The sequence below is a fragment of the Enterocloster alcoholdehydrogenati genome (assembly GCF_013282095.1).
Classification (GTDB): Bacteria; Bacillota; Clostridia; order Lachnospirales; family Lachnospiraceae; genus Enterocloster; species Enterocloster alcoholdehydrogenati.
On record NZ_BLTJ01000005.1, the window covers coordinates 15,808 to 42,295 of the forward strand.

The window sequence follows — 26,488 nt, forward strand, 5'->3', positions numbered from 1 at the left end:
CAGCCCCGCGTTGCCTTGGATACGTTTTTAAAGTTTTGATCTGAAATCCCGGCTGAAACAGCCAGATAATAAAATGAAAAGATAAATGATGCGGAGAACTCCGCGTCGGTTTTAATAGAATAACATAAGAAACAGGACAAGTCAACTCTCCTGTCCTGTTTTTACAAACTTTCATGCTTTTTGAAAACAGGCAGACAGCGTGGCAGAAGCGTTATAACTTTTTGCAGCTGTCTGCCACAGCCGCTGTACAGAAGCGGCTGCGTCTCTATCACTGATCCATCAGTCCTTTTTTGGCCCAGTCATACGCCTCCATGGCCAGTTCAAATCGGATCGCCGCCTGAATTTTCTTTCCATTGGCCTCCATATAATTGCTATAGTTTTCCAGATATTCCGGCTCTGCCATCAGCCCCAGTTCTTTCTTGCGGGAAGCCGCCTCCCAGCGAGCTCTGGCCGCAGCTTCCTCTGCCCCGGCTGCCTCCCATTCTGTCCGGCAGGAATATACCTGGGTAAGAAGGTTTTCCAGAGAAGCAAACATCTGATTCTCATCCTGCCGGGTCTGACGCTGTTTTTTATGAAGCTCCCTGTTGGTTTTCGCAGCACCGCCACGGCTGCTTCGCAGCTGATAATTATTTCCCAGAGCCGCTTTCTGATCCTCCTTGGGATTCATAGAGGCCACTCTGGACGGATCCGGCTGAGGCATAGGCCCCGGAAGAGCCGGATCCGACACCGAAAAACCGGTCAGCCGCAGCAGTTCCTGACGAACCCTCTCCTGCTCCGCTGTCATTCGTTCCCCTTCATTCAGCGCCAACTGCCATTTCTGCCGGGCCTCTTCTGCGGCCTGCGCCGTGCCATCCCCTAAACTTTTGCTGTTTTGAGCCTCTTCAAAACGGCGCTTTTGAACTTCTGCCCTTGCATTCGCCGCAAGCTTCTCTGCTTCCAGGCTGTGATACGTCCCCATCAGGTTCTGGGCCGTCCAGGTCATGGTATCCTCCATCTGACGCAGAGCCATGCGGCTTGAGGCATTGCCCGCCTGTCGGATCTGGCGGTCCAGGCTGTCAGCGGCATCTAAAAGCGCCTCTGCCTGCTGCCGGTAGTGATCGGCCCCGGATATGTCTCCCTCCTTCTCACGGTCAGATGCCTCTTCACGAAGGGCCCGCCGTGTCTTTAAAAGTTCTTCTCTGGCGTCCTTCAGGCGATCCATCCGCTCCTCGTACTGCCGGCGCTCCATCTCTACCTGAGGACAGTGCTCCTTTATAAGCGTTCCCAGCTCCTCATAGTTAAAAACAGCTGCTGCAGGCGGTTCTGCGCCATAGGCCAAATGATTTCCTGCGCCGAAGATCCCTCCAAGCAGAGCAGCGCACATGGCCGCTGCCGCCTTTTGGCATACCAAGCGGCAGAAACCGTTTTTCCTTTTGCCGGATCCTTCTTTTCTTCTCATCCTTATATCCCCCCATCTCCTGTCTGCCCCATAAACAGCCGCTTTCTCTCTTTTTTGTCGTTACACTCCATATGCCCCCAACCCGTTCACCGCCCACTGATAATCCTCACAGGCCTGTTTCCAATTCAGTCCCGCCGTTTCATAGGCCGTCTTTTTTGCTGCCAGCTCCTCCTGTGCCTCTCCCAGAGCATTCGCTGCCAGAAGTCCCAGCTCATATCTGCGCCGATCGGATCCTGCTTTCTCCTCTGACAGCCTGTATTCCTCTTCTGCCTGACGGTAATCCGCCCTGGCCTGGAGCAGGCTCTTATATTTTGCCTCCACATCTGCCCGGATCTGCTCTCTGCCCGCTTCCACCTTTTGCTCCAGGACATCTCTGGCTGTGCCAGGATCTGTATTTTCCAGTCTGCGGCTGTCAGCGGCCAGACTGTAGTTCCTTTCTATGGCTTTTTCCCTATCGGCCGTTAGATCAATCTCCTCCCCCGCATTTTCCTCCGGCAGGTTTATCTCCTGAATTTTCGGCAGTGCATCATAATCCCAGCCTGTCATGACCACCAGCTGACGGCGCAGGTCCTCTTTCTCCTTCCTGGCAGAAACAATGGCTGCCCTGGCAGTTCCTGACGCTGCCTGCGCCTCTAAAAGCTCCGGCTGTGAAAGCATCCCCAGAGACGCCCGTTCCCTGGCTGCCTGTTCTCTAATCTCAGCCTGCCTTAACGCTTCTTCCAGCGCGGGAAGGGCCTTTTCCTTCTTCCAGTAATCAATCATATGAGTCTGTGCTTCCTTTACAAGAAGCGCTTCCTGACGGTCATATTCATATTTCTTCACACGGCCGTCCTCATTTTCCATATCAGCCTGATCTCTGGCCTGCTCTGCCTGGAGCCTTGCGCTCATGGCCGCGGCCTCTGCCGCCCCGTAGCCCGGCTGATCCTCATCGATCCCATCTAACATCCGGTCGCTGGAATCCTCCAGGCGATCCGCCATATCGGAATATGTATTTCGCATATCGTCATTTGTCTTATCGCGGTAATCATCATATTCCAGACGGTTATTAATCACCTGGGAATTATACTCATGGATCAGATCTGCCAGTTCTGTATATTCCAGAATATCATCCCTAAGAGAGGCCCATTTTTCTGATGAATAGGCGAACTCCGGGCTGGCAAGGGCAGTTTCTCCCGGAAACAGCCCGGCTGTAACCAGCGCGCAGCAGGCCAGAGCCGCCGCCCTTTTTGCACGGACGCTCCAAAAAGCCCGGCCGTTTCGGGATCCCGTTTCCCAGGCCCTTATATTTCTCCTGTTTTTTCCATTTCCCCATACCTTATTCATCCCAGGTTCCACCTTTCCTTATCTTTTTGACTTCTCCCTCCGCCGCTCTTCAACAGCATTCGCTCTGGCCTGTGCATACCGTTTCCTTGCTCCTTACTCATACCGCAGAGCGTCGATGGGATCCGCCTTAGCCGCCTTAGAGGCAGGATACAGCCCGAAAAAGATTCCCACCACAGCCGAAAACGTCACTGCCACCAGGATCACCGCAGGCTTAATCACCACCTGCAGACCCAAAACCGCGCCTCCAAGAGCCACGATCCCGGTTCCTAAAATAACGCCCACGATTCCGCCGCAGGCGGATAAAATCGCTGATTCCGTGAGAAACTGGATCAGCACATCTCTGGTTCTGGCACCCAGCGCCTTTCGGATCCCGATCTCTCTTGTGCGCTCTGTCACAGACACCAGCATGATATTCATAATTCCGATTCCGCCTACCAGCAGGGAAATCGCCGCGATTCCTCCAACCGCCGCAGACAGTCCGCCCATAACGGAGTCCACACTTTTCATCTCATCCATAGCCGTCTGGATATACATATCCTCCGGCTCTCTTCCATGAAGCCCCGCCGTATAGGCCTTAAACTCCTGAAAAAACAGATCCAGATCCACATTCTCCTTTGCGAATACATGAAGCATATAAAATCGGTCATTTGGCCAGGTAAGAAGGGTGTACGGGATAAATGCCGCTCCCTTATCCCCTGAGCCGCCCATCATCAGCGCCTGAAAGGCATTCATTTCCTTATGGTACACTCCAACCACCGTATAGTCGTCGGTATTTCCATAAATCGTTGTACGGAAGGTCTTTCCCACTGCGTTTTCCGTGCCGAACAGCAGCTTTGCGCTGTTCGTATCCATAACCACGTTCTTCTTCCTTCCCAGCACATCTCCCTCATTGAGATAGCGGCCGTAAACCATGTTCACCGGCTGCACATCCTTATAATTATAGTCAATGCCCTGAAACTCAAACTTGATGGCGGTGCGTTTATACTCGGCATCCGCAGTGGTGTACGCGTTGCTGTCAATATAGGCGATCTCATCGGAAAATGCCTCCTTCGCCCGTTCCATTTCATCCAGGTTAAAATAATCGCCATCTCTTGTATCTTCCACCCAATATCCAATGCCCACATACGCCTGTGTGATTCCCACGTCCTTATACAGATCGGCAAACATCCCCCGCATGGTGTCGCCGATGGACACAATGGCAATTACCGATCCGATCCCTATGATAATCCCCAGCATGGTAAGCAAAGACCGCAGTTTATTGGCCCGGATAGCATTAAACGCCATGATCATATTTTCCCCTAACACGGCCTGATCCCTCCTTTTTCTGCCTGGAAACCCGTTTCCATATCCCACACGGGATGATGGATCCTGTCGCTTTGGATCTGGCCGTCTCCAAACCGGATGATCCGCTTTGCAAACGCCGCAATGTCCTCCTCGTGGGTCACCAGCACCACCGTAGTTCCTTCCCTGTGAAGCTGCGTAAACAGCTCCATGATCTCAATGGAGGAAGCTGTATCCAGGTTTCCTGTGGGCTCATCGGCCAAAAGAAGGGGAGGTTCATTGGCAAGCGCCCTTGCGATGGCCACTCGCTGGCGCTGGCCGCCCGAAAGCTCATTGGGCAGATGGTTCATGCGTCCCCCAAGTCCCACACGGGTAAGAAGCTCCTTTGCACGCTCTGTCCGCCTGGATCTTGAGATTCTGGCATAGGTCATGGGAAGCTCCACATTTTTAAGGGCCGATGTGCGGGAAATCAGGTTAAAGGACTGAAATACAAAACCGATCTTCCGGTTGCGGATATCAGACAGCTGATCCGGCGTCATGCCCGCTGTATCCACTCCATCCAGGTAGTAATGGCCCAGTGTAGGCCGGTCCAGACAGCCAAGAATATTCATCAGCGTAGATTTTCCCGATCCGGAATGGCCCATGATCGCTACAAACTCCCCCCGCTCTATGGTCAGATTGATCTTCTTCAGTCCCAGAACCTTAAGAGCGCCTGTGTCATAGATCTTCACCAGATTTTCCAGGCGGATCAGAGGCCCTGTGGAAGGTGGAAGCTGTTTTTCCTTCTTTTTCCATCTCATGCTCCCACCCCCTACTGGCCTGCGGGCAATGCTTCCATGCCCTCGGTAAGAGCAGGATCCGGAACAGCCACCACGGCCATTCCCTCCTGAAGCTCCGTATCATCCGCAGGAACCACCTCTACCACTGTCTCTCCGTCTACTCCAATGGTTACAGGAATCCAGCGGATCTTCCCATCCTGCAAAACTTCTATGTAAGAATGGTCTGCACTGTCAAATACAGCGGATACCGGCACGGTAAACGCACCCTTTGCCTCCTGCACCATCAGCTCCGCCCGCGCAGTGATCCCGGCCATCAGCTTCGTATCCGGGGTAACCACCCGGATAATGGTAGGGATGACTCGCTCTGTGGAACCGCCTCCCTTTTCTTCACCGGTAGGTGAGATCTTCACCACCTCTCCCTCTTCCTCTGCTCCATTTAAGATATCGGCCCGGATTCTGGCCTTCTGCCCCACCTGAACCTTTCCAATGGAAAATTCGCTTACCTGTATCTCAAGTTCCAGCTGTTCCAGATTTTCAATGCTGAACATGGGCTTGTCGTCTTCTACCTTGTCGGCAAACTGGCCCACCTTGGAATTGACCCGCACCACCGTACCGTCGATCTCGCTTCTGATCTGGGTGTTTTCCAGCTCTTCCTGCTTTTTCTCGAGCTCAAAAGCTGCATTTTGCACCTGAAGGGCATAGGACGGATCCGCCACACCCCGGCCATTTTCAACGGTATACTTTTCCATTGCCCGTCTGGCGTCATTTAAGGCATTGGAACTCTGCTCCAGATCTGCCTGTGAAATGTCTCCAGCCTCAAACAGCTGGCTGTTGCGGCTGTGATCCAGGCTGGCTTTCTGAAAATCCTGGACCGCTTTTTCATACCCCAGAGCCGCTTCTTTATCCTGGGTTTCTTTATTTGCCACTGCCTGTTCATAGGCATTGCGGGCAATATTTACCTCTCTCTCCAAATCCGTGCTGTCAAGCACTGCCAGCACCTGTCCCTTTGTTACCTGGTCGCCCTCTTTTACATTCATCTGAAGGATCTCGGCATGGATATTAGACACCACATCCACACTGTCTGTGCCGGAAACCGGCCCGCTTAAGGAAAGCTTTTCCTGGATATCCTGCTTTGTTAAGGGGATCGTCGCTACCGTAGGTACTGCCGTTTTTCCCCCTGAGGTAATTTTAAATACAACAGCCCCACAGACAATAAGCCCGGCCGCTATCAGCCATTTTCTGCGGACGAACCCCTTCTTTTTGGGTTTCCCCTTTTTTAATCCGTCCGTCTGTGTCATCAGCAGCTCCATCCGGCGGTCGATCTCTGCGCTTTCCCAGTCTTCCGGCTCCGCCCCCTGTTCATTCTTAGGCTCCGATCCGTCAGTGCCCGTATTTTCACCTGTATATTCCATCCCGTCTTCCCTCATATGTTCTTCCCCTTTCTCTTCGTTCCTGTTTGCCATAGCTCCTCCTTGCGTCTTTCCTGAACAATTCCCCTTTCTTTGTCTATCATTATAGCAAAGCCACTCTCATATTTCCATTGCATATCATCCAATTCTTTCTAAATGAAAATGAAAGATTTTCTAAAGACTCTCCTGTGGCAGACACCACGAAAAAAGGATGAACCGCCCGGATCATTCCCGGACGTTTCATCCTTTTGTTTTAAAACTTTGCGAGCACCAGTACATCTCCCTCACACACTGCCGTGCTGCCTGCCGGGATGATGGTCTCAGCGCCGCGGCGAATCATAACGATCAGCGTGCCTTTTGGTACAGTAATTTCGTATAAATGTTTCCCTCTCCATTTGTAGTTTTTATCCACCGTGATCTCGTGAAGGGTCATGTTCCTGCGATCTTCAAATTCCTCTGCCGCAGCAATAAGCAGATCTCCGCTTTCCAACTCTGTATCGCCGTTTGGCACCATCAGGTCTTTTCCGCGGATGATCAGAACCACTAAAAGCTGAGGCGGAAGAATGACCTCCTTCAGATTCTTTCCCACAAAGGGATGGCCGCTGTTTAAGTGGAATTTTACAAAGCTGATGCTGCTTTCCTCCTGATAATCCGTAAACGTCCTGCGCACATCCGCTTTCTCATCGATCATCTTTAACCGCCTGGAAATCCACGGCAGAAGGGTTCCCTGAATGGAAATGGACAGCAGCACAATACAGAATACCAGGTTAAAGAGGTTGTATTTCATCGGCACCTGCCGCAGTACCGCATAAATAGCAAATACAATAGAGGCAACACCCCTGAGCCCAGCCCAGGACACGGTGCCGATCTGCCCCCAGGACGCCTTAAAACCGCTAAGGAGCGCCGTCACCGCTAAGGGGCGGCCGATTATGGTGAGAAATACCATGATCACTGCCGAGGGGAACAGCACCTCCCCCAGCTGGGAAGGCGTAACAAGGAGGCCCAGGAGGAAGAAGATCATCATCTGAGCCACTTCCGTAAGCACATCAAAAAAGAGCACCATTTCCCGTTTGTGGGGTATGAACGAATTTCCCAGAATAATTCCGCACAGATAGACGCTTAGGTATCCGTTTCCTCCCAGAAGTACAGGTACCACATAGGCTAAAATAGCTACGGCAAAGACAAAAATCGTCTTTCCCTGGGCAATATCAAAACGGCTGCGGTTTAATGCCAGAACTGCTCCCTTTCCAAAAAGCACGCCAAACAGCAGACCGAAAAACAGCTGCTGAAACAGCATCAGGGGAACACTGATGCTGGCCCCTGTAAGAAGGGCCGTTAAAATCACAGTGAGCATATAGGAAATCGGGTCATTGGAACCGGATTCCATCTCCAGAAGGGAGGCCGTATTTTCCTTCAGATTCAGGTTTTTGGAGCGCAGGATACTGAACACGGAGGCCGCGTCTGTGGAACCCACCACAGAGGCCACCAGAAGACTTTCTAACAGAGGAAGCCCCAAAACGGCATGAACGAAAATGCCAACGATCGCAGCCGTGAGCACCACTCCGGCGGTGGAGAGCACTACCGCACGGGCGATCACTGGCCTGGCCTCCTTAATATTCGTTCCAAAACCGCCATAAAACATAATAAAAATCAGGCTGGTGGAGCAGATGATCTCCGAAGTCTGGTAATCATCAAAGGGGATCTTAAAAATACCGTCCACTCCAAAGCACATACCAAGGGCAATAAATGCCAGAAGGGACGGTACACCCAATTTGTCGGTAAACCGGCCTGTGAGAATACAGATTATAATCACAGTTCCGGTAAGAAGTAAAAATTCATTCATAAGCAGCTGATCCTTTCCGTCCCGCCGGGAAGGCTTCGCTGACCACAGGATACCATCCTTGGACGAGGCCGGCTGCCCCTCTCCCTGTCAGCGCCGCTCCCGGCAAACAATATGATGGATTTTATTATAACAGCTGTGAAAATCACCGTCAAATGCTCCGAAAGGACGCCGGCAGCTTTTGTGGCAATTTTAACGTTTTTTTAACCCACGTTTTCCTGCTGCGATATTCCGTCAAAAAGTGAAAAGTCTCGCTGCCCTCCCTGGTTCACGCAGGCTTTTGCACAGATGCCAAAGACCTGCCGGGTCCGTTCGGCATCCAGCACCTTAATGGGATCCCCGGATGCCAGAACCTCTCCCTCCCTCATCAGATAAACCCGGTGACAGTAATGGGCTGCCAGACGCAGGTCGTGGAGCACAATCAGCACCGTCCGGCCGCACGTTCTCAGATAGTCCATCAAAAACAGCTGACGGGATATATCCAGATGGTTGGTTGGCTCGTCCAGGATCAGCGTATCTGCACCCTGAGCAATGGCTCTGGCAATAAAAACCAGTTTCCGTTCCCCTCCGGACAGCGACAGGATACTGCGGTCCTTCAGATGGTAAATCCCAAGCTCCTCTAACGCCTGACGAACGATTTCTTTCTCAGAATACTGCAAAGACCGGGGTCTGCATTTCTTTGCGCCAAAGGCCGTATATCTTTCAAAAGATCTGGCATACATGGCCATGGATATCACATCCCATACAGAAAAGTCAAAGACGCAGCCTGTATCCTGACCCACATAGCCGATGAGGGAAGCCATTTCCCTGGGGCGGATGGCATAGGCTTCCCGCTCTCCCACCAGGATCCTTCCCTGAACCGGCTTTACCAGCCCGAAGGTAGTCTTTATCAGGGTAGACTTTCCGCAGCCGTTGGGACCGATGATTCCCGTCACCTTTCCCTCCTCGGTGCAAAGATCCACTCCTTTCAGGATTTCCTTTCCCCCAAGGCGCACATGGATATTTTCATAGAAAAGCCTCATTTTTTTCCTCCTCCATATCCATTTCGTATCATCAGGAACAAAAAGAAGGGGGCTCCCGCAAAGGCAGTGACAATGCCCAGGGGCAGTTCCGCCGCTCCAAAGGCGCTCCTTGCCAGGGCGTCAGCCCATACAAGGTATATTCCGCCTCCCAGGGCGCTTAATGGCATTACCAGCCGATTGCTGCTGGTTCCTGCAAGGAAACGTACCATATGAGGCACTACCAGCCCCACAAAACCGATAATCCCGGTAACAGACACCAAAGACGCTACCACCAGGGAACACAGAGCAAACATGAGAAAACGGAAACGCCTTACAGCAAGTCCCATGGCCGCCGCATCCTCATCTCCCATCATCATCATGTTAAAATATCCCCCGCAGGCGGTAAATACTGCCGTCCCTCCCAGAACCCCCGCCGCAGGCAGAGCCAGATTCTTCCACTGAGCCGCCGCGATGCTCCCCATCTGCCAGTTGTATACCGCCGCAATGCTTTCCGGGCTTTTTGCCAGGAAAATAAGAAAGCTGGTTACCGCGCTCATAACCGCGTTCACCGCGGTTCCCGATAAAAGCAGCGTCACCGGCCGAAGCTGTCCTCCTCCTGCCATTTTAGCCATAAAATATACCACCCAGGCAGATAACAGCGCTCCCAAAAAGGCAGCTGCCGTGGTCTGATAAGGGCCAGAAAACAGGGGGAGCGGCATCAGCAGCGCCCAGGCAGCCCCCGCCGATGCTCCTGATGAAATCCCCAGAATATAGGGATCTGCGATGGGATTGAGCACCAGCGCCTGCATGGCAGCTCCGCAGACTGCCAGCCCCGCTCCGCACAAAAGACCAAACAGTGCCCTGGGGAGGCGGATGTTCCATATGATCTGAAAATGATGCATGGGCCATTTTCCCGCCTTAAGTCCCGCTCCGCCGTTAAAAAGCTGATCCGTTAAGATGCCAAAGACCTCTCCTGCCGGGATCTGGGCAGAACCGATGCGGACGGTCCAGATGACGGAACATAAAAGCCCTGCTGAAAGCAGAAGAAAGAGGAGGCTGCTTCTCCCCCTCTTTCCCTGCCCGCCTACCGGAAACACTCCGGGTGGAAGGTCTCTGCAAATGTACGGCAGGCGCTGGCTGCCCTTACATCCTGCATAACCTCCACCAGCGGGATTACAAGATAGTTCTTGTTTTTTACGGCCGTTACTTCCGATAAGGCCGGATTGGAATCCAGAAATTCCTTCTTTTCTTCCACAGTCTGAGCACCGTAGTCATTGATAATGATCCAGTCAGGATCCGCCTCCACCAATGTCTCCACACTGGTATTAAACCATCTGGCCTCATCCATGTTGCGGGTACAGTTTATGCCTCCGGCCAGTTCAATTAAATTGCTCTCAAGGCCCTTTGAGGTGGTGTAAATCTCATTCCCCTTAAATGTATCAAGTACAAATACCCTGGGCCGTTCCTCTTTCTGCACAGAACTTACCGCTTCCGTTACTTCACCGATCTGAGAACGGATATCGTCGATCAGCGCCTGTGCCCTGTCCTCTGCCTTAAAAATCTTTCCCAGATTTTCAATATCCGTATAAACGTCCTCTATGGTTTCATCTGGAACAATGGTTCCTGTGATTGTAAGGCAGTTGATGCCCTTGCTCTCCAGCTGTTCATAGCTTCCCCAGGCCGTTTCCTTAAAGGCGCTTACCTGACCAATCACAAGGTCACCCCCCAAAGCCACTGCATTTTCATGAGATTTTTCAATCTGTGGGATTTTGTCAAATTCTGCCTGCAGCTCAGGAAGAGGCTTTTCCGCGGGGTTGGCGGGAGCGATCCGGCCCGCTACCCGGTCTCCCAGGCCCAGCATGACCATGTTTTCCGCTGCATAAAGGTTGGCGCAGAGAACCTTTTCGGGCATTTTCGTAAATGTGACGGTACGGTCTCCATTCTGGATCGTAACAGGGGTATAAGCGGTGTCTGAGACGTCTGCTGTTTCTGTCTGCGCATTCGTGTCACTGGATGCAGCTGTTTCTGTGCCTGCCGCTTTGCAGCCGCCGATCACTGCCGCGCTCATCATAAGGAGCGCAGCTCTTACCAGATGTTTGTGTTTCATTTCTCTTTCCCTCCGAAAGTATAGTTTACACTTCTGCGGCAGCAGGTCTCCTGGCTTGGATTCATTCTCTGTCTTTGCCTTCCCGGATGATTGATCCAGTGGCGCCTAAAAGACATCGTCCTCCAGTACAGTAGCGGGGGCTGCGCTGTTTTGCTGAAGATGCGGAGTCTGCGTGGTCATCCCATCCGCCGTTTTTCAGGTTCAGCTTCCCTGTCAGGCCCTTTATGGGCACTGCCGCAGATCACATACGGCCCCGTTTGCTGCCGCGCCGGATGGCGCAAAAGCAAATGGGGCCGTACACGGTTCAGGGCCATTATATGAATATTTGACCCGGATGTCAAATTGTTTTTATTTCTTTACGGCAGCCTTCTCCACCTGCTCATTCAGGCAGGCAGCGCCGATGATCCCCGCGCCGTTTCCCAGACGTGCCAGGAGAATCCTTGTATTCTTCTTTGACGCACGGGAGTAGACCTTTGGTGCGGTTTTCCTCTTTAAAGGCGCAAGCAGCGCTTCCCCGGCCCCGCTTAAACCTCCTCCGATGCAGAGCACCTCCGGCTGAAGGATATTGATAATATTGGCTGCCCCGTCTGATAAATCCTCTGTGAAGCGCTCCAGTACCCTGCAGGCTGTCTCATCTTTTTGGGCCGCCGCCTCAAAAATCAGACGGCCGTTTACCTCACTCATCTTCCCTCCGCAAAGGGACCAAAGAAGGGATTCCTGCGAAGTTTCCATGGCCTCCTTAGCCTGGCTTACAAGGGCGGTAGCGGAAGCATAGGCCTCCAGGCATCCCTTCCGGCCGCAGGTACAGGAACGGCCGTTCTGGCGGATTACCATATGGCCCAGCTCGCCGGCCGCCCCGTTTTCCCCCTCCAGAATCGTTCCGTTTAAAATGATCCCGCCGCCGACTCCGGTTCCCAGGGTCACAGCCGTCATAGAGCGGCTGCCCTGTCCCGCTCCTGCCAGATACTCGCCCCAGGCTGCCGCCTTGGCATCATTCTCAGCGTAGAGAGGGCAGGGAAACCAGTCCTTTACCATCTTTACAAAGGGTACGTTTTCAAATCCAAAATTATTGGCATATTCTACGCAGTCCGTCTCCCGATTCACCGTACCTGGTATGCCGATCCCCACGCACTCCACCTGCTCCCAGGCAATACCCTGCTCCTTAAGCAGACGCTCTGCCAGATGAAACACCGCTTCCGCCAGCTCTTTGGCCGGTCTTGGCAGCCTTGTAGGCTCCTGAACCGATGCCCCCAGATTCCTGCCCTCATCCACCAGCCCAGCGGCTATCTTTGTTCCCCCAAGATCAATTCCAATACGAAGCATTTTGTTTCCCCTTTCTTATCCGGTCTTTTAAACAAAACGAAATACAGGCCGTGCACCCGGAACATTTTCCGAGAAACACGGCCAGATCCGTTTCATGGTGTATTATACATGGTCATTTTACCATAAGGTTGAACTTCTTTTCAAGAGGAGTATATCCGTTTGCATAAACGGTATAGCCGTTCTGGTTGATTTCCTCCCCTGAATAGTGTCCCTTAAAAGAATGTTCTCCAAAACCAGGACCAATCTCCACTTCCGTCAGTCCGTCCCGAATCGTCAGATATCCCTCTTTTAAGATCATTCCCTCTCCGGGAGCTGCCTCCAAGGCAAATGCCGGATGTTCCAGGGTTACTCCTGCCGGAATGCAGATCTCCAGTCTGAGCGGAAGACGATCCAGCCCTTCTGCCTTTAAAGACAGCTCCAGACCATTTTCTGTCTCATGAATATTAAGGGTAGTCTTTAAACGGCTGCTGATGAGTTTTTTCCTCTTAGACTGATCCATTTTCCACCAGTCAGAAGTATCCTGTTTTTCCTCAAAAGGCAGATAGTACCAGCTCTCTGCCTCTGCCTCAAGCCGGCAGCCGTCCGGCAGTTCTTCAATTTTATCAGGAATAAAGTTGCGGATATCGCAGCAGCTTTCCCCAATCTTCACACAGAGCACAGTTCCTTTGCTTTTAAAGTACAAGAAAGCGCTCTTTCCGTTTAACACCGTATAAGCGTACTCCTTCTTTTTAACCCGCAGCACTCCTGCGTGGCGGAAAAACTTCCGGTACTGCTGCGGGAAACCATATTCCTTAAAATGATATCCCATCATCTCATCATGGTTCATAATGATATGAAGACAGTCCGGAGCCAGATCTCCCCGTTCCATATTATCTTTTATGATCTTATGGGCTGCCGCGTCAAAAGCCGGATATTCCTGCCTGCTGCACATATACAAATACTGGTAAAAATATTTATCCGCATATTCCTTCTTGCCCTGATCCTGCCTGGTCGAATTCTGGGTAAAAATGGTATCATCCGGATCCACATAGTTCAGCATCATGGCCAGGTTACGCTCCACATATCCCAGAAATGATTCTTCCCCGGTTTCCTGATACATTGCCATCATGGCATTATTCACCACCGCATTATAATTTCCGGTGGATCGCTCCGCATACTCGCCGTCCTCATCTGCATCTATCCCTTCTGCCAGATACTGCCCGGCCCGGTTTCTAAGGCCTGCGGCAAAGCCCTCTTCCTCTGCAAAGAGATTTGCCCCCTGCAGTAAGGCTGCAGCAATTCCCCACCGGTGATTGGGAGTATGAAAACCTCCAACCAGGACAGCTTCCAATGCCCGGTGCATCACAGTCAGGTATTTTTCCTTTAATACAGTAATCTTCTCATCTGTATCCATTCCGTATTTTACAAGAAGCCGGTAAGCGGCGATCAGACGCTTAAAACAAAAAGAGGTGTCTGCTGCCGATTTAAAGTTGCAGGAAGGATAGTCAAAGCTTCCGTCCTCTCTCTGGGTTCTGGCTACAAAGTCCAGAGCAAGATTCACTGCGTCATACAGTTCCCCATTTTTATAAAAGCAGCTATTCTCATTAAAATACACAGCCAGAGCCGGGGCCAGGGCATAGATAGTAGGTTTTGCCTCCCAAATATCCCCACGTATCCCCCCAAACTGCATAGAAGCAGGGTCTTTGACCTGGCCTCCCATAAACTGCCGTGTTCTGTATTCTGCGCCTTTTATCAGATGCACTATATAACGTTCCATTGTAAGCCTCCGTTTTTAGCCCTTTACACCACTGGCAGCCAATCCACCGGTGATATAACGCTGTAAGATAATGAAAATAACAATAATTGGAAGAATCGACAAAATGGATGCCGCCAAAATGGAATTCCAGTCCACACCCATGGTTCCGATATAGCTCTTGATTGCAATCTGTATGGTAAAATTTTCCTGATCAGACAGTACCATCAGAGGCAGGATATAATCATTCCACCGCCACATGAAGGAGAAGATGGTCAGTGTGATAGTAACGGAAGACCCCAAAGGAAGCATGATGGAACGAAAGATCCGAAACTCGGAAGCGCCGTCCAGTCTTGCAGACTCTACCAGTTCCAGAGGAATGGACATATAATGCTGCCGATACATAAAAATACCGGTAGTAGTCGTTACAACAGGAAGAATACATCCCCAGATATTGTTGTAAAGCCCCATCTCGCTGACTACGGTAAACTGAGTGATAGTAAGGATCTCACCAGGAATCAGGGTTCCCAGAAGAAATACTGCAAACACTTTGTTTACATAAGGAATCTCTTTGCGGTAAACAGCCAAAGCGTAACCGCACATTGCGCTGATCACAACTGTGATCAGTGTACCTGCCACAGCCAGGAACAAGCTGTTCTTTACATAGTTAAAAAATCCATCTGCCACTACACTCACATACGACGCTCCGCTTGGCTCCTGCGGAAACAGGTGAAGGGGGTAAGAAAACAACTCTGTAGAGGGCTTAAATGAACTGAATCCCAACCAGATAATAGGAAATACCATTAGACCTGCCACCACCAGTCCCAGAATTGTCATACATATGGTTTCTGCTTTGCGTTTTGCTGATCCTTCCATTATACTTCACCTCCGCCTTTCGTTGCTTTAAACTGTACGACTGCAATCACAATAAACAGAAGGCTTATGAGAATGCCTGCCGCTGACGCATATCCGTACTTATACTGGTTAAATCCCTGGTCGAATATATACTGTACAATATAAGTGGTAGAGGAACCGGGGCCTCCCAGAGAAATACCCTGTACCAGTGCATATTCCTTTAAAAGGGATACAGTAGAAAGCAAAAGTACAATAAAGGTGGTAGGCATCAAAAGAGGAAGTGTAATCCTGGTAAATGCCTGGATCTTCTTTGCGCCGTCCACACTGGCTGCTTCATAAAGTTCCCGGTTAATATTGTTGATTCCGCCTACATAAAGAAGCATATAATATCCGGCTGAAATCCAGTTAGATGCCACACTGATAACAACGGTAGCCAGGATCGGATTTAATGACCACTGCAGGGGATCGATTCCCATTTTCTGTAAAATAAAGTTGATCAGACCGTATTCCTGCCCAAACATCCAGTTAATAGTGATACCTGCTACCAAAGCCGATAAAAGAACTGGAATATAGATCAGGGTACGCATCAGCGTCTTTCCCTTTACCAGCCTGGAAGTAACCAGCGCTGCCAACAGCAAAGGGATCGCGATCTTAAACGGAAGGTTGCAGACGGTATATAAAAGCGTCCGCCCCACAGTCTTATAAAAATCTTTATCCTTCAGGATATCCATATAGTTTTTCAGGCCAACCACATCCATTGTTTTCCAGCCGTCATAGTTAGTAAATGAAAACCAGATGCTCAGTACCAGCGGCAGCAGAAAAAAAATCGTAAACAGAGCCAGCGACGGAAGTACAAACATCCAGAAACTGTGCGTGTGGCAGAATGACTGCTTTCTACCTTTTTTCATATCGTTCTCCTCCTTGATCCTTCTAAATATCCTTGGCATACTTCCTGCATTCCATAAAGAACAGCATCGCTAAAGCCTGTCCGTATGGCATCGGCTTCAGTTCGATCTTTTTATAGAAATCCTTTGATTCCCTTCCCATGGGAGTTCCGTAAGACACCTGATTTACCACACCCAGTTCATCTGTGTATCCCATAATAGGCTCAAGAGCAGCCAGCGCCTGACGGATCCAGTCCTCCTTTGCCAGCCCAAGACCAGCTCCCTTTAAGATTCCATAGGCAAAACCGCAGGTTGCGCTGGCTTCCACATAAGAAGTTTTATCATCAATCAGAGTGTGCCACATACCATTCGGCTCCTGATACTCGATCAGAGCCTCTGCCTGCCGTTTCCAGGTTTCCTCTAAAAACTTTTTTACACTCCTGCTGCAATTAAACAGATTTAAAAATTCCGGAATAGCCGCGGTGATCCAGCAGTTCCCTCTTCCCCAGAAGGCAGCTGCAAAATGGCTTTTCTCCTTAAAAGACCAGCCGTGATACCACAATCCTGTCTTACGGTCTGTGAGATATTTAATATGAAGAAGAAACTGATATTCTGCTTCATCCAGATACTTCTTTTCTCCCAGGATCCGTCCCATATTTGCCAGGAATAAAACCGTCATAAACAGGGTGTCATCCCAAAGTTCTCCCTCATTTAAGGTATCGGATGTTATATGCTGAAGTCCGCCCTCTTTCGTCCTTGGAAAATCCTCATAGATCCATCTGGCCCATTCCCGGCAGACATCCATGTAGCGCTCATTGCCGGTTTCCTCAGCTACAAAAGACATAGCCAGCAGCGGAGTAACGGTATTTACGTTCTTGGAAGGAAGACCGATGACAAGCTGCCGTTCGTAGTAGGAGGTGAGAATATCCATATATCTGGCATCCCTCGTTTCCTTATATAGTTTCCATACTCCGTAAAGTCCCACACCCTGGGTCCACTCCCAGAATTGATACCGCCGGATATCGTCTCCTGCCAGGCTCCTTGTCTTCATTCCCTCCATAAACTGGGAATCCTCTTCATAAAGAACTTTTTCAAAGCTGTTAAGATACAGATCAATGTAACGGTCAATATCCGATGTTGTATATTTCATCCTCTCGCTCCTCTCACTGGAAGTCTCTTCTTCCATCGCTTTCTGGATTTATCTTAACACTTCAAAAAGTCAATTTCTACATTTATTTTGTCTTTTAGGAATAATTATATTGCATTTTTTGCTTTATCAACAGGTTTTTGCTTTTTTTTATTTTAACAATCATTTCTCCAAAACGCAAACAAAACAGCCCATTTCCTCCAAAAAAGGCATGGGCTGTTTTCTGTATGATATAAATTTAGTAAGCCATACTCCAGTCAGAAGCTTCAGACAGCTGCTTTGCAAAGCCATCCAGAGCCTCTTTTGCTGTGATCTCCCCGGATACAGCGCGTTTTAAGGCATCTCTGTATTCATTATCCTTATAGTTTCTCCAGGATGAACTCTCATCTGTCATAAATGTATCTGTTACATAGTTGGTTTCATTCTGCATCAGCTTGAAGTCTTCTTTGGCCTTATCCGTCTCCGGCTCATACGCAACATCATTCATAACAGACAAACCTTTATGCAGCTGCAGATACTCCTTATAGTGATCCTCTTCAAAAAGCCACTGAACAAACTGCTCTGCCAGCTCAGGATGCTTGCCATTTTTAGGAATAGCAAGGGCTGCTCCGCCGATAATCGCGGACTGGCACTGGGTCCCCTTTGGAGAAGGCATTACGCCAAAATCAAACTTGGAAATCTCATTCGTAAAAGTATTGTAGTTCCAGGATCCAGACAGCAGAATGGCTGCATCTCCGTTCTTGAAATACTCTACCGGATTATCTGTGGTACCGCCTGCCCAGATGGCTTTCGGCATCACCTCATTATTCGCCTGAACGAAACGCTCCAGGGTTGCTATGTTCTCAGGGCTGTTTACTGTTACCTTAAAGCTGTCCCCATCCTTCTCTACCAGAGAGCCTCCGTTGGCATACATCATAATATCGTAACGTGCTCTTGACACATCTGCTGCAAACCCGTATTTTACACCCGCCTTTTCCTGAAGAATCGCTGCATTTTCATAAAGCTGATCCCAGGTCCATGGATTCTCTACCGTTGGAGCCTCAATTCCAGCTGCCGCAAAAGCATCCTTATTATAAAACATACAGGTCGTTGTATACTGCTCAATAATACCTGTAATGGCATCGGAAGAATACGATTTTCCCACAATATTCAGTGCAGACTGGTTGAATTTGGAAAGATCCACCACATCCTCCATATTCACAAACTCATCAGGATAGATCTGGTGCAGAAAGGTAGTGGAAACAATATCAGGAAGATCCTTGTTCTTAGCCATGGCCGGGAACTTGCTCCTCATATCGTCATGGGAAATGATAATCTTTTTAATCGTATTTCCGCTTTCCTCTGCCCAGTGATTTAAGGCATTTCCCAGCGGATCCTGCTCACCCGGCTCCTCAGAGAGCATAACGGAAAGTGTCTGCCCTGTAATCGGGCCGGAATTCTCTGCTGCTCCATCCTTCTTTGCAGTCTCAGATCCAGAACCGCCGCAGGCAGTTAAGGCTGCTGCCATAGACAAGGTAAGAATCCCTGCCATTGTTCTTGCCGCTTTCTTTTTCATAATAATCTCCTCCTTAAAATACTTCTGTTTTTGCAATTCCAATAAGATGTTTGTCTGATGACTCCATAGTATCATTTTAACACGTCAATTTCTACACGATTTTTGCCTTTTCGTGTGTATATTATTGCATTTTTTGCTTTTTATGTATCTAAACGTTCAAATCTTGCGGTTCCATTGCAGCCGTATGGAGGTAATCTCATACGGCTTCATTTCAAACTCCAGACTACTGCCTTTTTGAATCAGCGTTTTCTCCTGATCCGCCGCAATTTTTCCCGGCTCTGTCTCTTCCATCAGATCACAGATAGCTGCACCAAAGCCGGAAGCAAGCAGCGGCAGTGTAAGGCGAACCTTCGTGCGCATACCATACGCTTCATAGAAACGCAGGATCAGATCGTCTCCATCCTCTGCCTTTTTAACCGTATCTGCCAGAATATTTTCCTCATCTATCTGAAGGAAAGACCAGCTTCCCGCCTCTGTCTTTGCTCCATTTTCCATAAACAGCGGACAGTTCAGATCATATGCCTCCTGTATCACCCTTCCCCGGCGGAAATCCCCCTGATGAGGATAAAGAGAATATGTAAAATGATGGATTCCCTGATCCGCTTCTGGATCTGGAAAGATACCGGATTTTATAAGCGTCAGGTTCAAAACAGAATCGTGGATATCGCAGCCGTATTTGCAGTCATTTAAAAGAGCAACTCCGTATCCGTACTCTGACAGATCCATCCACTTATGAGCGCATACCTCAAATCGGGCCTGATCCCACGTGGTATTTTTGTGAACAGGTCTCTTTACATTTCCAAACTGAATCTCAAAGTCCGCCTCACTGCCCTGGATATCCAGGGGAAATGCAGTTCTCAGCAGTAACTGGTGCTCTCTCCAGTCTGCGGTGGTCTTAAAGTCAATCCGGGAAGTATGCCCGTAAAAACAGATCCTCTGTTCCAGAACCGAGTCTAAGAATCTTCTGCGGATGTAAAGAGTTCCCTGAACAGGGCCGTTTTCCTCCAGGCAAAAGGCTTCTGCCGGGCCAAACGCCCACTGTTTTTCTTCATAGGAGGGATCGATATTCCATGCGTCAAATTCCCGCGGCCGATCCTCATATATTGTCAGGCGGTTCCCCACTTCCCCCTTCTTCAGAAGCTCCCTGCCCTCTGTTCGATCCAGAATCCGGCTCATCTCTCCTTCCCGATCAAACTCTATGTGGAAAAATGGCGTATCCAGACTTACAGGCCATCCTCTCTCGTCCGTGAGCAGATTCTGTATGACTGGAGCAAAAAACCGCTGATCCACATCTCCTTTTTCATAGACACAAAGCCCTTTGGATGGTATGCCCTTAGCCAGGCAGAGATAATCTCCCCCCTGCATTTTCTGGAACAAAAGACGCTCCGTCTTCAGTCCGTCTTCGATCCATCCTATCTTCTCTGCTTCTCTCCCGGAAAGGATTCCGATCCCGGTTCTTTCAAACCCCAGCGGATTGAATACCGCCAGGCTTTCTCCATCCGACTTCTTCTCCAACGCTGCCAGAGCTGCCGTTCTTGCTTTCTTTGCCAAACTGCGGCCTGATGAAAGGATCTCCTCATACTGGTTCTGTGAATCTGAATATACATCCCGGATGGCTGAACCTGGCAGAATATCGTGAAACTGATTCAAAAGCAGGAGTTTCCAGTTTTTTTCCAGTTCCCCGGCCGGGTAAGCAAGATCGGCTCCCAAAGCATTTGCAAAAACGGAATAAAACTCTGCATCCCCCATTAGAAATTCGCATTTCCGGTTATACCATTTATTTTTTGCCTGTGAGGTGTAGGTTCCCCGGTGAAATTCCAGATATAACTCTCCGCTCCAGGATGGAAGGTGTTTTTTATCCATGTTGTTTTCCAGAATATGAAAGAAATCCTTTACAAAGGTCTGACGCACCCGCGGAACGCCGGCCACTCCCGGCTCCAGGCGGCGGCTCTGCTCCAGCATTTCTTCCGTTGGCCCTCCCCCTCCGTCCCCATAGCCATAACAGGTCAGTACATCCGTACTCACATCCTTATTCTGATACCTCTGCCAGGTTCCTTTGATCTGGCTGGCATTCTGGAGGCCATTGTAGGTGGTACTTCCGTTGGGCAGATCCCTGATCCCCTTTCCGGGAAGGTAATTCCTGGTAGTGATCAGATGAGTCAGCACCTGACTTCCGTCAATTCCCTTCCACATAAAGGTATCATACGGAAAAATATTATACTCGTTCCACCCCAATTTCGTAGTCATAAAATAAGACAGCCCTGCTTTTTTCATGATCTGAGGCATTGCAGCGCTGTAGCCGAATACATCCGGCAGCCAAAGCACCTCCTGCTTTTTTGCTCCCAGTTCCTTTTCAAAAAACCGTCTTCCATAGAGGATATGACGAATGAGAGATTCTCCCGAAACCAGATTGCAGTCTGGTTCCAGCCACATTCCTCCTTCAGCTTCCCAGCGCCCCTGATCGATCTTTTTTTGTATCTCTTCAAAAAGTTCTGGTGCCTCTTCTTTTACAAATTCATAGAGCTGAGGTTGGCTGGACATAAATTTGTACTCCGGAAACCGCTCCATCAGGTTCAATACTGTCCGAAAGCTGCGCACTGCCTTCTGTCTGGTCTGTCTTAAAGGCCATTTCCATGCCACATCAATATGGGTATGTCCAATGGAATGAACCGTGACCGGCGTATACCGATACAGCTTTTCCCGATTTTCCCTCAGATACATCCGTGCCTCTTTTATAGACTGTTCAAATTCCTCTGACTCTGTTTTTCTCAGATCCAGTCTGGAAATACAGCCATTTAAGCACTTCATGATCTCTATTCGGTTCAGATCCTCCTCTGAAAGAAGCTCCGCCGCTTCAAAAGGAACCTTCAGATCGTAGTACAGTCCTGCCACATCCTCATTATAAACTGAAAGAATGAGATGAAAAAAATTGGTTGGCGCTTCACTGTTGGAATAAGCATAGAACACCAGCTCATACATCTCTCCCCCTTGAGCCGCCTCCGTAAGGATCAGATCCTGATGGTTCATATCCATCGTCCCTGAAAGGACTCCATTTTTGTAAACCATAACCTGAGGGTTATCTGTGTTCCAGATATCATCTGCCCCCGTATTTAACGTAATGCGAACCTCTTTTCCCTTCCATTTTTCCCTTACCTGCGCTCTGGTGCGAAACCAGAAATGGCGGTCTCCTCCTCCCCAGGTTTCATAAGAACCAAACGGTTTCCACCCTTCCTGCAATATTCTCCCGTTCAGACGCTCTGTAAAATTGTAATCACCCTCACAAATTTCCACCTCTGTCAGGATCTCTTTCTCCTGATAACGCCAGCCCCCAAGGCTTTCCAATATCGGAAGAATCCTGTTCCTTATGATATCCATGCACTATCGCTCACTTTCTTTTAACATTTCGGTCAGTTTTATATAAAGACTGTAAAATACAGCCATGGCTGCCGGAAGAATCATGAAGCTCGCCCTGTAGCCCCAGGCAGAAGAGGCAGCTCCAAAAAGCATATTAAAGGCAATATCGGCCACCGTGGCTGTGCTGATGATCATACCGGTTCTGGTAGCTGCTGTCCGGGCTGGATAGATCTGCTGGATCAGGAGTACCATGGTCGGATATAAAACAGCAAGCGCAAAGCCGGAGGCCCCTAATATCAGCACCCCCTTTTCCCCCACAACGCAGCCGATGCAGAACATGGCAGTTCCGATTCCCCCAAACAGTTTCATGCTCTTTACTGTCCCCATTTTCTGAACTGCAGGCGCAAACAAAAGCCTCCCTGCGGTCATTCCGCCCCAGAATAAAGACAGGCTTAAGGATGCTTCCCCTGCCTCCATTGAGAAAGCTGAGATACAGTAAGACAGCAGCCAGTTCATAATTCCATGCTCGCCAATAAAATAGCAGCCCATCATTGCTGTAAAGATCCACAAGACCACACGATCCGGCTCTTTTTTCTCTGATTCCGTCTGACTTTCTTTCTCTTTTTCCTGTTCCGGAACCTTTAAAAAGAAAAATAAAAGGATCACCAGGCCGGCTATAATCAATAAAACCGCATTAATCCATTTCCACCCTCCATAGTGAAAAGCATATCTGCCTAAAAGCAGCTGGCTCATGCTGGTACCTATGCCCTGAATAAAGAAAAACAGGTTTACCATCAGCCCCGCATAGCCTGCAAATACGGCAGGAGTCAGAATATTGACCGTTGTATTTAAAAGGGTGGACGCTCCCAGGGCAAAAAACATGGAAACCAGAATCCAGGTATAGCCATCCGACAGCAGGTTCATCACAATGGCCGCCGCCCAGACAGCTGTTACTGCCATCGCCACCCGTTTTCTCGGAAAAAGATCTAAAAGCTTTCCCCCTGCACTCAAAAACAACAGATTTCCCACATAGCTAATGGTAACAATCAGGGAGAGCTGGCTTCCATTCAGTCCATACCGTTCCTGAAAGACAGGGGCAAAGATTCCCCGCAGAGCATCATTTGCCCCCAATCCAGCCATCAAAAGGGCAAAACCTAAAAATGCGGCCCACTTTCTTTGTTTCATCTTCCTTCTCCTCACTTTATGGTTCCTTCGCTCCCAGCTCTATGGTCCAGGTTCGTGAAAACAGTTCCTCATTAAACTGGTATTTCTCTGACAGTTTAGGACCGCAGCTTCCTGAACCGATCCCGCTCTGACAGTGATCCAGACAGAGAACGGTACTGTCCGTTTCCTCCAACTCAAAATCATGCCTCTTCTTTTCAAGTTCCTCCTGCGTATACGGGCATACCTGAAACATAAATGCCTGACTGGAGGCTGCCTGTATGAACCGTCCCCCGCCTGCAAGACTGCACCAGCCGCAGTCCCAATGAGCCCCATACTCCTGAGGTCTGAGATAGGGCTTATGCATAGTCCTTATATTCCCCTTAAATATACCATGCCAGGATGCCCTGTGCTTATCCACATAACTCTCGTCCGGTCCCATTCCATAATAAGCCGCTTGCGTAAGGGCCGGATTCAGAAAAAGGCGCAGGCCAAATCGGGGCAGACATGGAAATTCCATGTTTTTATTTACGTCAAGTTTCACTGTGATCTTCCCTTTCTCATCCACGATCCATCGTGCCCTGATATTTAAAATCCTTTGAATGTGAACCGCTGATATGGATAAGTCTGTCATCAGTTCCACCGTTTTATCCTCTCTTTGGCTTACCTTCGTCAAATAAGTGCGCACCCTTGTTCTGTCATATCCGGCACGCTGCCACTCCAGACGGATCTTGCGGTCATTATCCGTCGGAGCGCGCCAGATGTTATATTCCATGGGATGAACCAGATATTCCTGCCCCATTTTTTTCAGTCCTGAAAAGGTCCCCAGAAATTTATCATATTTGTATGTAAAGTTCTCTCCCAGAATTTCCACAAAACGTTCCGTTTCTTTCAGATCAATTTGAAGCGATTTTTCGGAATGTCCCAACGCCAGTTTTGGAAGAGAATCCTGCGTTTTCGTCTCAGGCACTTCTGCCTCGTCAAAGCCCAGCTCATGGCCTTCCTTCAATCCCGGTGTTTTCTGTTTCAGGTAATATCTCACCCGCAGAAAACCTCTTCCCTCTGCTGCAAACTGTACCGGAAACTTTATGCAAACTGTACCGTGGGGAGGGATCGACGGCAGTTCTCTCTGAATCATTTCCATAACTGTTTCTCCATCCTGCACTGCTTCCCATTTCAGATACACATAGTCTGCAAGATCCGTAAAATCCATATAATTTTTGAATGTTACTTCTCCTGCATCCCAGTTGATTTCCCGGATACGGGCCGGACGGTACACATTTTTAAACTCCCTTAACCCCGGATGCGGAACACGGTCCGGCGATACCAGTCCATCAACACAGAAGTTTCCATCATGGAGCTCCTCACCATTATCTCCTCCATACAAAAAGCCTTTTTCTCCCCGAACTGCATGGTCACACCACTCCCATACAAAGCCGCCGCACATCCCGTCATAGCGGTGAATCCACTCAAAATAGTCCTCCAGATCGCCGGGGCCATTTCCCATGGCATGGCAGTATTCGCACATCATAAAGGGAAGATCCTCCGTAAAAATGCGCCTCTGAGGTTCTTCAAAATACTGCCGAATTTCCTCAAACTCCGGATACATACGGCTGTAAATATCCATATGACTGAAATCATACTTCTTCACATCCGGTACATAGCGTGCGCCCTCATAATGGCAGAGCCTTGTATCGTCCCGCTTCTTCGTCCATGCCATGGCAGATTCAAACGCACAGCCATAGGCGCTTTCATTTCCCATGGACCAGATCACCACGCAGGCTCGGTTCTTATCCCTCTCTACACAGCGTTTTACACGGTCCAGAACCGCCTCTGTATATGCCGGATTATCTGCAAGCAGCCGGTTCCACTGCTTCACATGAGTATTCCAGTCATCTGTTTTTTTAAAGATCTTATCCGTTCCATGGCTCTCATTATCCGCCTCATCCATCACATAAAACCCCATCTCATCAAACAGATGGTAATACTGCGGACTGTTCGGATAATGACTGGTGCGGATGGCATTTACATTGTGCTCCTTCATCAGGCGCAGATCTTGTTCCATCTGTGTCCTGCTTATAGCAAAACCTGTATCGGGATCACTGTCATGACGATTTACACCGTGAAATTTAACCGGTGTCCCGTTGATATGGATCACGCCTTTTTGTACACAGATCTCACGGATCCCAAAACGGTCAGTGATATACTCATGACCGGTACACAATTCCATAGTATAAAGCAGAGGTGTTTCGGCTGTCCAGCGTAAGCAGGAAGACAACTGCAGCTTTATCCGTTCCTTATTTGCGCTTTCAGAAACCGGCTCCTCCACATTCCCATCAGATCCGCTCTCTCCATAACAAACCTCATTTCCATAAGGATCCAGAATCCGATAAGAAACAGGCAGCTTTATATCTCTGTAAAAGGACAGCTCCACCGATACTTCCACGCTCTCCCCCATCTGCACGGTACGGATAAAATAATCCCGAATGGCTTTTTGTGGTCGGCGCAGCAGGTATACATCTCGGAAAATACCACTCATGCGGAATTTATCCTGATCCTCTAAGTAACTTCCATCACACCACTTTAATACCAGTACTGTTAAGCGGTTGTTCCCTTCCCGCAGCAGATCTGTCACGCAAAATTCACTGGTAGAATGAGATACCTGGGAATAACCTGCAAAGTTCCCGTTAAGCCACAGATAAAAACAGGAATCCACTCCTTCAAAATTGATAAATACCTCCGGTGCACTCTCCTCTCTGTAATATTCAAAGGTTCTCTCATAAAGTCCGCACGGATTTTCCCTGGGAACAAAGGGGGGATCTACAGGGAATGGATACCTTGTATTGATATACTGATTGCAGTCTGCGCCATAGCTTTGCCATACGGCCGGTACTGTCACGTTCTTCCATTCTTTTTCCTGTACCCCCTGCTTCCAGAAATCCTCTGGCAGATCATACACGCTTTGAAAATATCTGAACCTCCAGATTCCGCTTAAGAGAAAAAAACGGTCTGATTTTTCACGATCCAGAAAATAATTTCCCGCTCTGGAAGCAGGAATATAGTAAGCGCGGTCAGGCTCTGTATTGATGTGCAAATGGTCAAGGTCTTCAAAATAATGGGGTATCTGCATCTTTTATCTCCTGTGATGATTCATTTTATCACCTACAGTATACCTGCTTTTTACCGCAATAACTATTTTAATTTTGCCTTTATGATATTTTAGTATTGCATTTTTTGTTTTTTTGTGTTTTACTGAAACCATCTGTCATTCTGTGGGGGCAATCACCTCACGGCATATC

Annotated in this window: 18 protein-coding genes and 1 riboswitch; all 18 genes read right to left on the bottom strand. The window is 49.1% G+C overall.

From position 1 onward, the window contains the following. Positions 1 to 268: 268 nt before the first annotated feature. The 18 genes from HW447_RS06915 to HW447_RS07000 all read right to left on the bottom strand — a co-directional run bounded on the left by HW447_RS06915 (position 269) and on the right by HW447_RS07000 (position 26,319). The gene (locus HW447_RS06915) at positions 269 to 1,438 is read right to left on the bottom strand and encodes a hypothetical protein (RefSeq protein ID WP_176254594.1); all 1,170 of its coding nucleotides are present in this window, start codon (positions 1,436 to 1,438) and stop codon (positions 269 to 271) included. A 60-nt stretch (positions 1,439 to 1,498) separates the two neighbouring features. Continuing rightward, positions 1,499 to 2,761 carry a TolC family protein gene (locus tag HW447_RS06920; protein WP_176254595.1) on the bottom strand — a complete coding sequence of 421 codons (1,263 nt, stop codon included), beginning with the start codon at positions 2,759 to 2,761 and terminating at the stop codon, positions 1,499 to 1,501. 93 nt (positions 2,762 to 2,854) lie between these two features. After that, entirely contained in the window at positions 2,855 to 4,066 is a 1,212-nt protein-coding gene (locus tag HW447_RS06925) for an ABC transporter permease (protein ID WP_176254596.1), read from the bottom strand. Next, entirely contained in the window at positions 4,060 to 4,842 is a 783-nt protein-coding gene (locus HW447_RS06930) for an ABC transporter ATP-binding protein (protein WP_176254597.1), read from the bottom strand. The genes HW447_RS06925 and HW447_RS06930 overlap by 7 nt, the downstream gene beginning before the upstream one ends. Before the next feature lie 11 nt (positions 4,843 to 4,853). Next, the gene (locus HW447_RS06935; RefSeq protein ID WP_308464083.1) at positions 4,854 to 6,131 is read right to left on the bottom strand and encodes an efflux RND transporter periplasmic adaptor subunit; all 1,278 of its coding nucleotides are present in this window, start codon (positions 6,129 to 6,131) and stop codon (positions 4,854 to 4,856) included. A 352-nt stretch (positions 6,132 to 6,483) separates the two neighbouring features. Beyond that, positions 6,484 to 8,073, bottom strand: a complete 1,590-nt coding sequence (locus tag HW447_RS06940) for a potassium/proton antiporter (RefSeq protein WP_176254598.1) — start codon at positions 8,071 to 8,073, stop codon at positions 6,484 to 6,486. Positions 8,074 to 8,273: 200 nt separating this feature from the next. Then, a complete protein-coding gene (locus HW447_RS06945; protein WP_176254599.1) occupies positions 8,274 to 9,092 on the bottom strand; it encodes an ABC transporter ATP-binding protein in 819 nt (272 codons plus the stop codon). Then, the gene (locus HW447_RS06950) at positions 9,089 to 10,168 is read right to left on the bottom strand and encodes a FecCD family ABC transporter permease (RefSeq protein ID WP_176254600.1); all 1,080 of its coding nucleotides are present in this window, start codon (positions 10,166 to 10,168) and stop codon (positions 9,089 to 9,091) included. The genes HW447_RS06945 and HW447_RS06950 overlap by 4 nt, the downstream gene beginning before the upstream one ends. Then, positions 10,156 to 11,178, bottom strand: a complete 1,023-nt coding sequence (locus HW447_RS06955; RefSeq protein ID WP_176254601.1) for an ABC transporter substrate-binding protein — start codon at positions 11,176 to 11,178, stop codon at positions 10,156 to 10,158. The genes HW447_RS06950 and HW447_RS06955 overlap by 13 nt, the downstream gene beginning before the upstream one ends. 23 nt (positions 11,179 to 11,201) lie before the next feature. Further along, positions 11,202 to 11,429, bottom strand: a riboswitch (cobalamin riboswitch). Between the two features lie 97 nt (positions 11,430 to 11,526). Continuing rightward, positions 11,527 to 12,501 carry an ROK family protein gene (locus HW447_RS06960; protein ID WP_176254602.1) on the bottom strand — a complete coding sequence of 325 codons (975 nt, stop codon included), beginning with the start codon at positions 12,499 to 12,501 and terminating at the stop codon, positions 11,527 to 11,529. Positions 12,502 to 12,613: 112 nt separating this feature from the next. Beyond that, positions 12,614 to 14,257 (bottom strand): hypothetical protein, encoded by a 1,644-nt coding sequence (locus HW447_RS06965; RefSeq protein WP_176254603.1) that lies wholly within the window; start codon positions 14,255 to 14,257, stop codon positions 12,614 to 12,616. A gap of 15 nt (positions 14,258 to 14,272) precedes the next feature. Then, positions 14,273 to 15,109, bottom strand: a complete 837-nt coding sequence (locus tag HW447_RS06970; RefSeq protein WP_176254604.1) for a carbohydrate ABC transporter permease — start codon at positions 15,107 to 15,109, stop codon at positions 14,273 to 14,275. Beyond that, entirely contained in the window at positions 15,109 to 15,996 is an 888-nt protein-coding gene (locus tag HW447_RS06975) for a carbohydrate ABC transporter permease (protein WP_176254605.1), read from the bottom strand. Before HW447_RS06975 ends, HW447_RS06970 begins: the two co-directional genes overlap by 1 nt. 22 nt (positions 15,997 to 16,018) lie before the next feature. Then, positions 16,019 to 17,122: a beta-galactosidase BglB gene (gene bglB / locus HW447_RS06980; protein WP_176254606.1), complete on the bottom strand. Its 1,104-nt coding sequence runs from the start codon at positions 17,120 to 17,122 to the stop codon at positions 16,019 to 16,021. A gap of 235 nt (positions 17,123 to 17,357) precedes the next feature. Further along, complete coding sequence (locus HW447_RS06985; RefSeq protein WP_176254607.1) at positions 17,358 to 18,674, bottom strand: ABC transporter substrate-binding protein; 1,317 nt, start codon at positions 18,672 to 18,674, stop codon at positions 17,358 to 17,360. Positions 18,675 to 18,830: 156 nt separating this feature from the next. Then, positions 18,831 to 22,049 (bottom strand): alpha-mannosidase, encoded by a 3,219-nt coding sequence (locus tag HW447_RS06990; RefSeq protein ID WP_176254608.1) that lies wholly within the window; start codon positions 22,047 to 22,049, stop codon positions 18,831 to 18,833. 3 nt (positions 22,050 to 22,052) lie between these two features. Beyond that, positions 22,053 to 23,213, bottom strand: coding sequence for an MFS transporter (locus HW447_RS06995; protein ID WP_176254609.1), 1,161 nt, complete (start codon positions 23,211 to 23,213; stop codon positions 22,053 to 22,055). Positions 23,214 to 23,229: 16 nt separating this feature from the next. Continuing rightward, complete coding sequence (locus HW447_RS07000; RefSeq protein ID WP_176254610.1) at positions 23,230 to 26,319, bottom strand: glycoside hydrolase family 2 TIM barrel-domain containing protein; 3,090 nt, start codon at positions 26,317 to 26,319, stop codon at positions 23,230 to 23,232. Positions 26,320 to 26,488 lie beyond the last annotated feature (169 nt).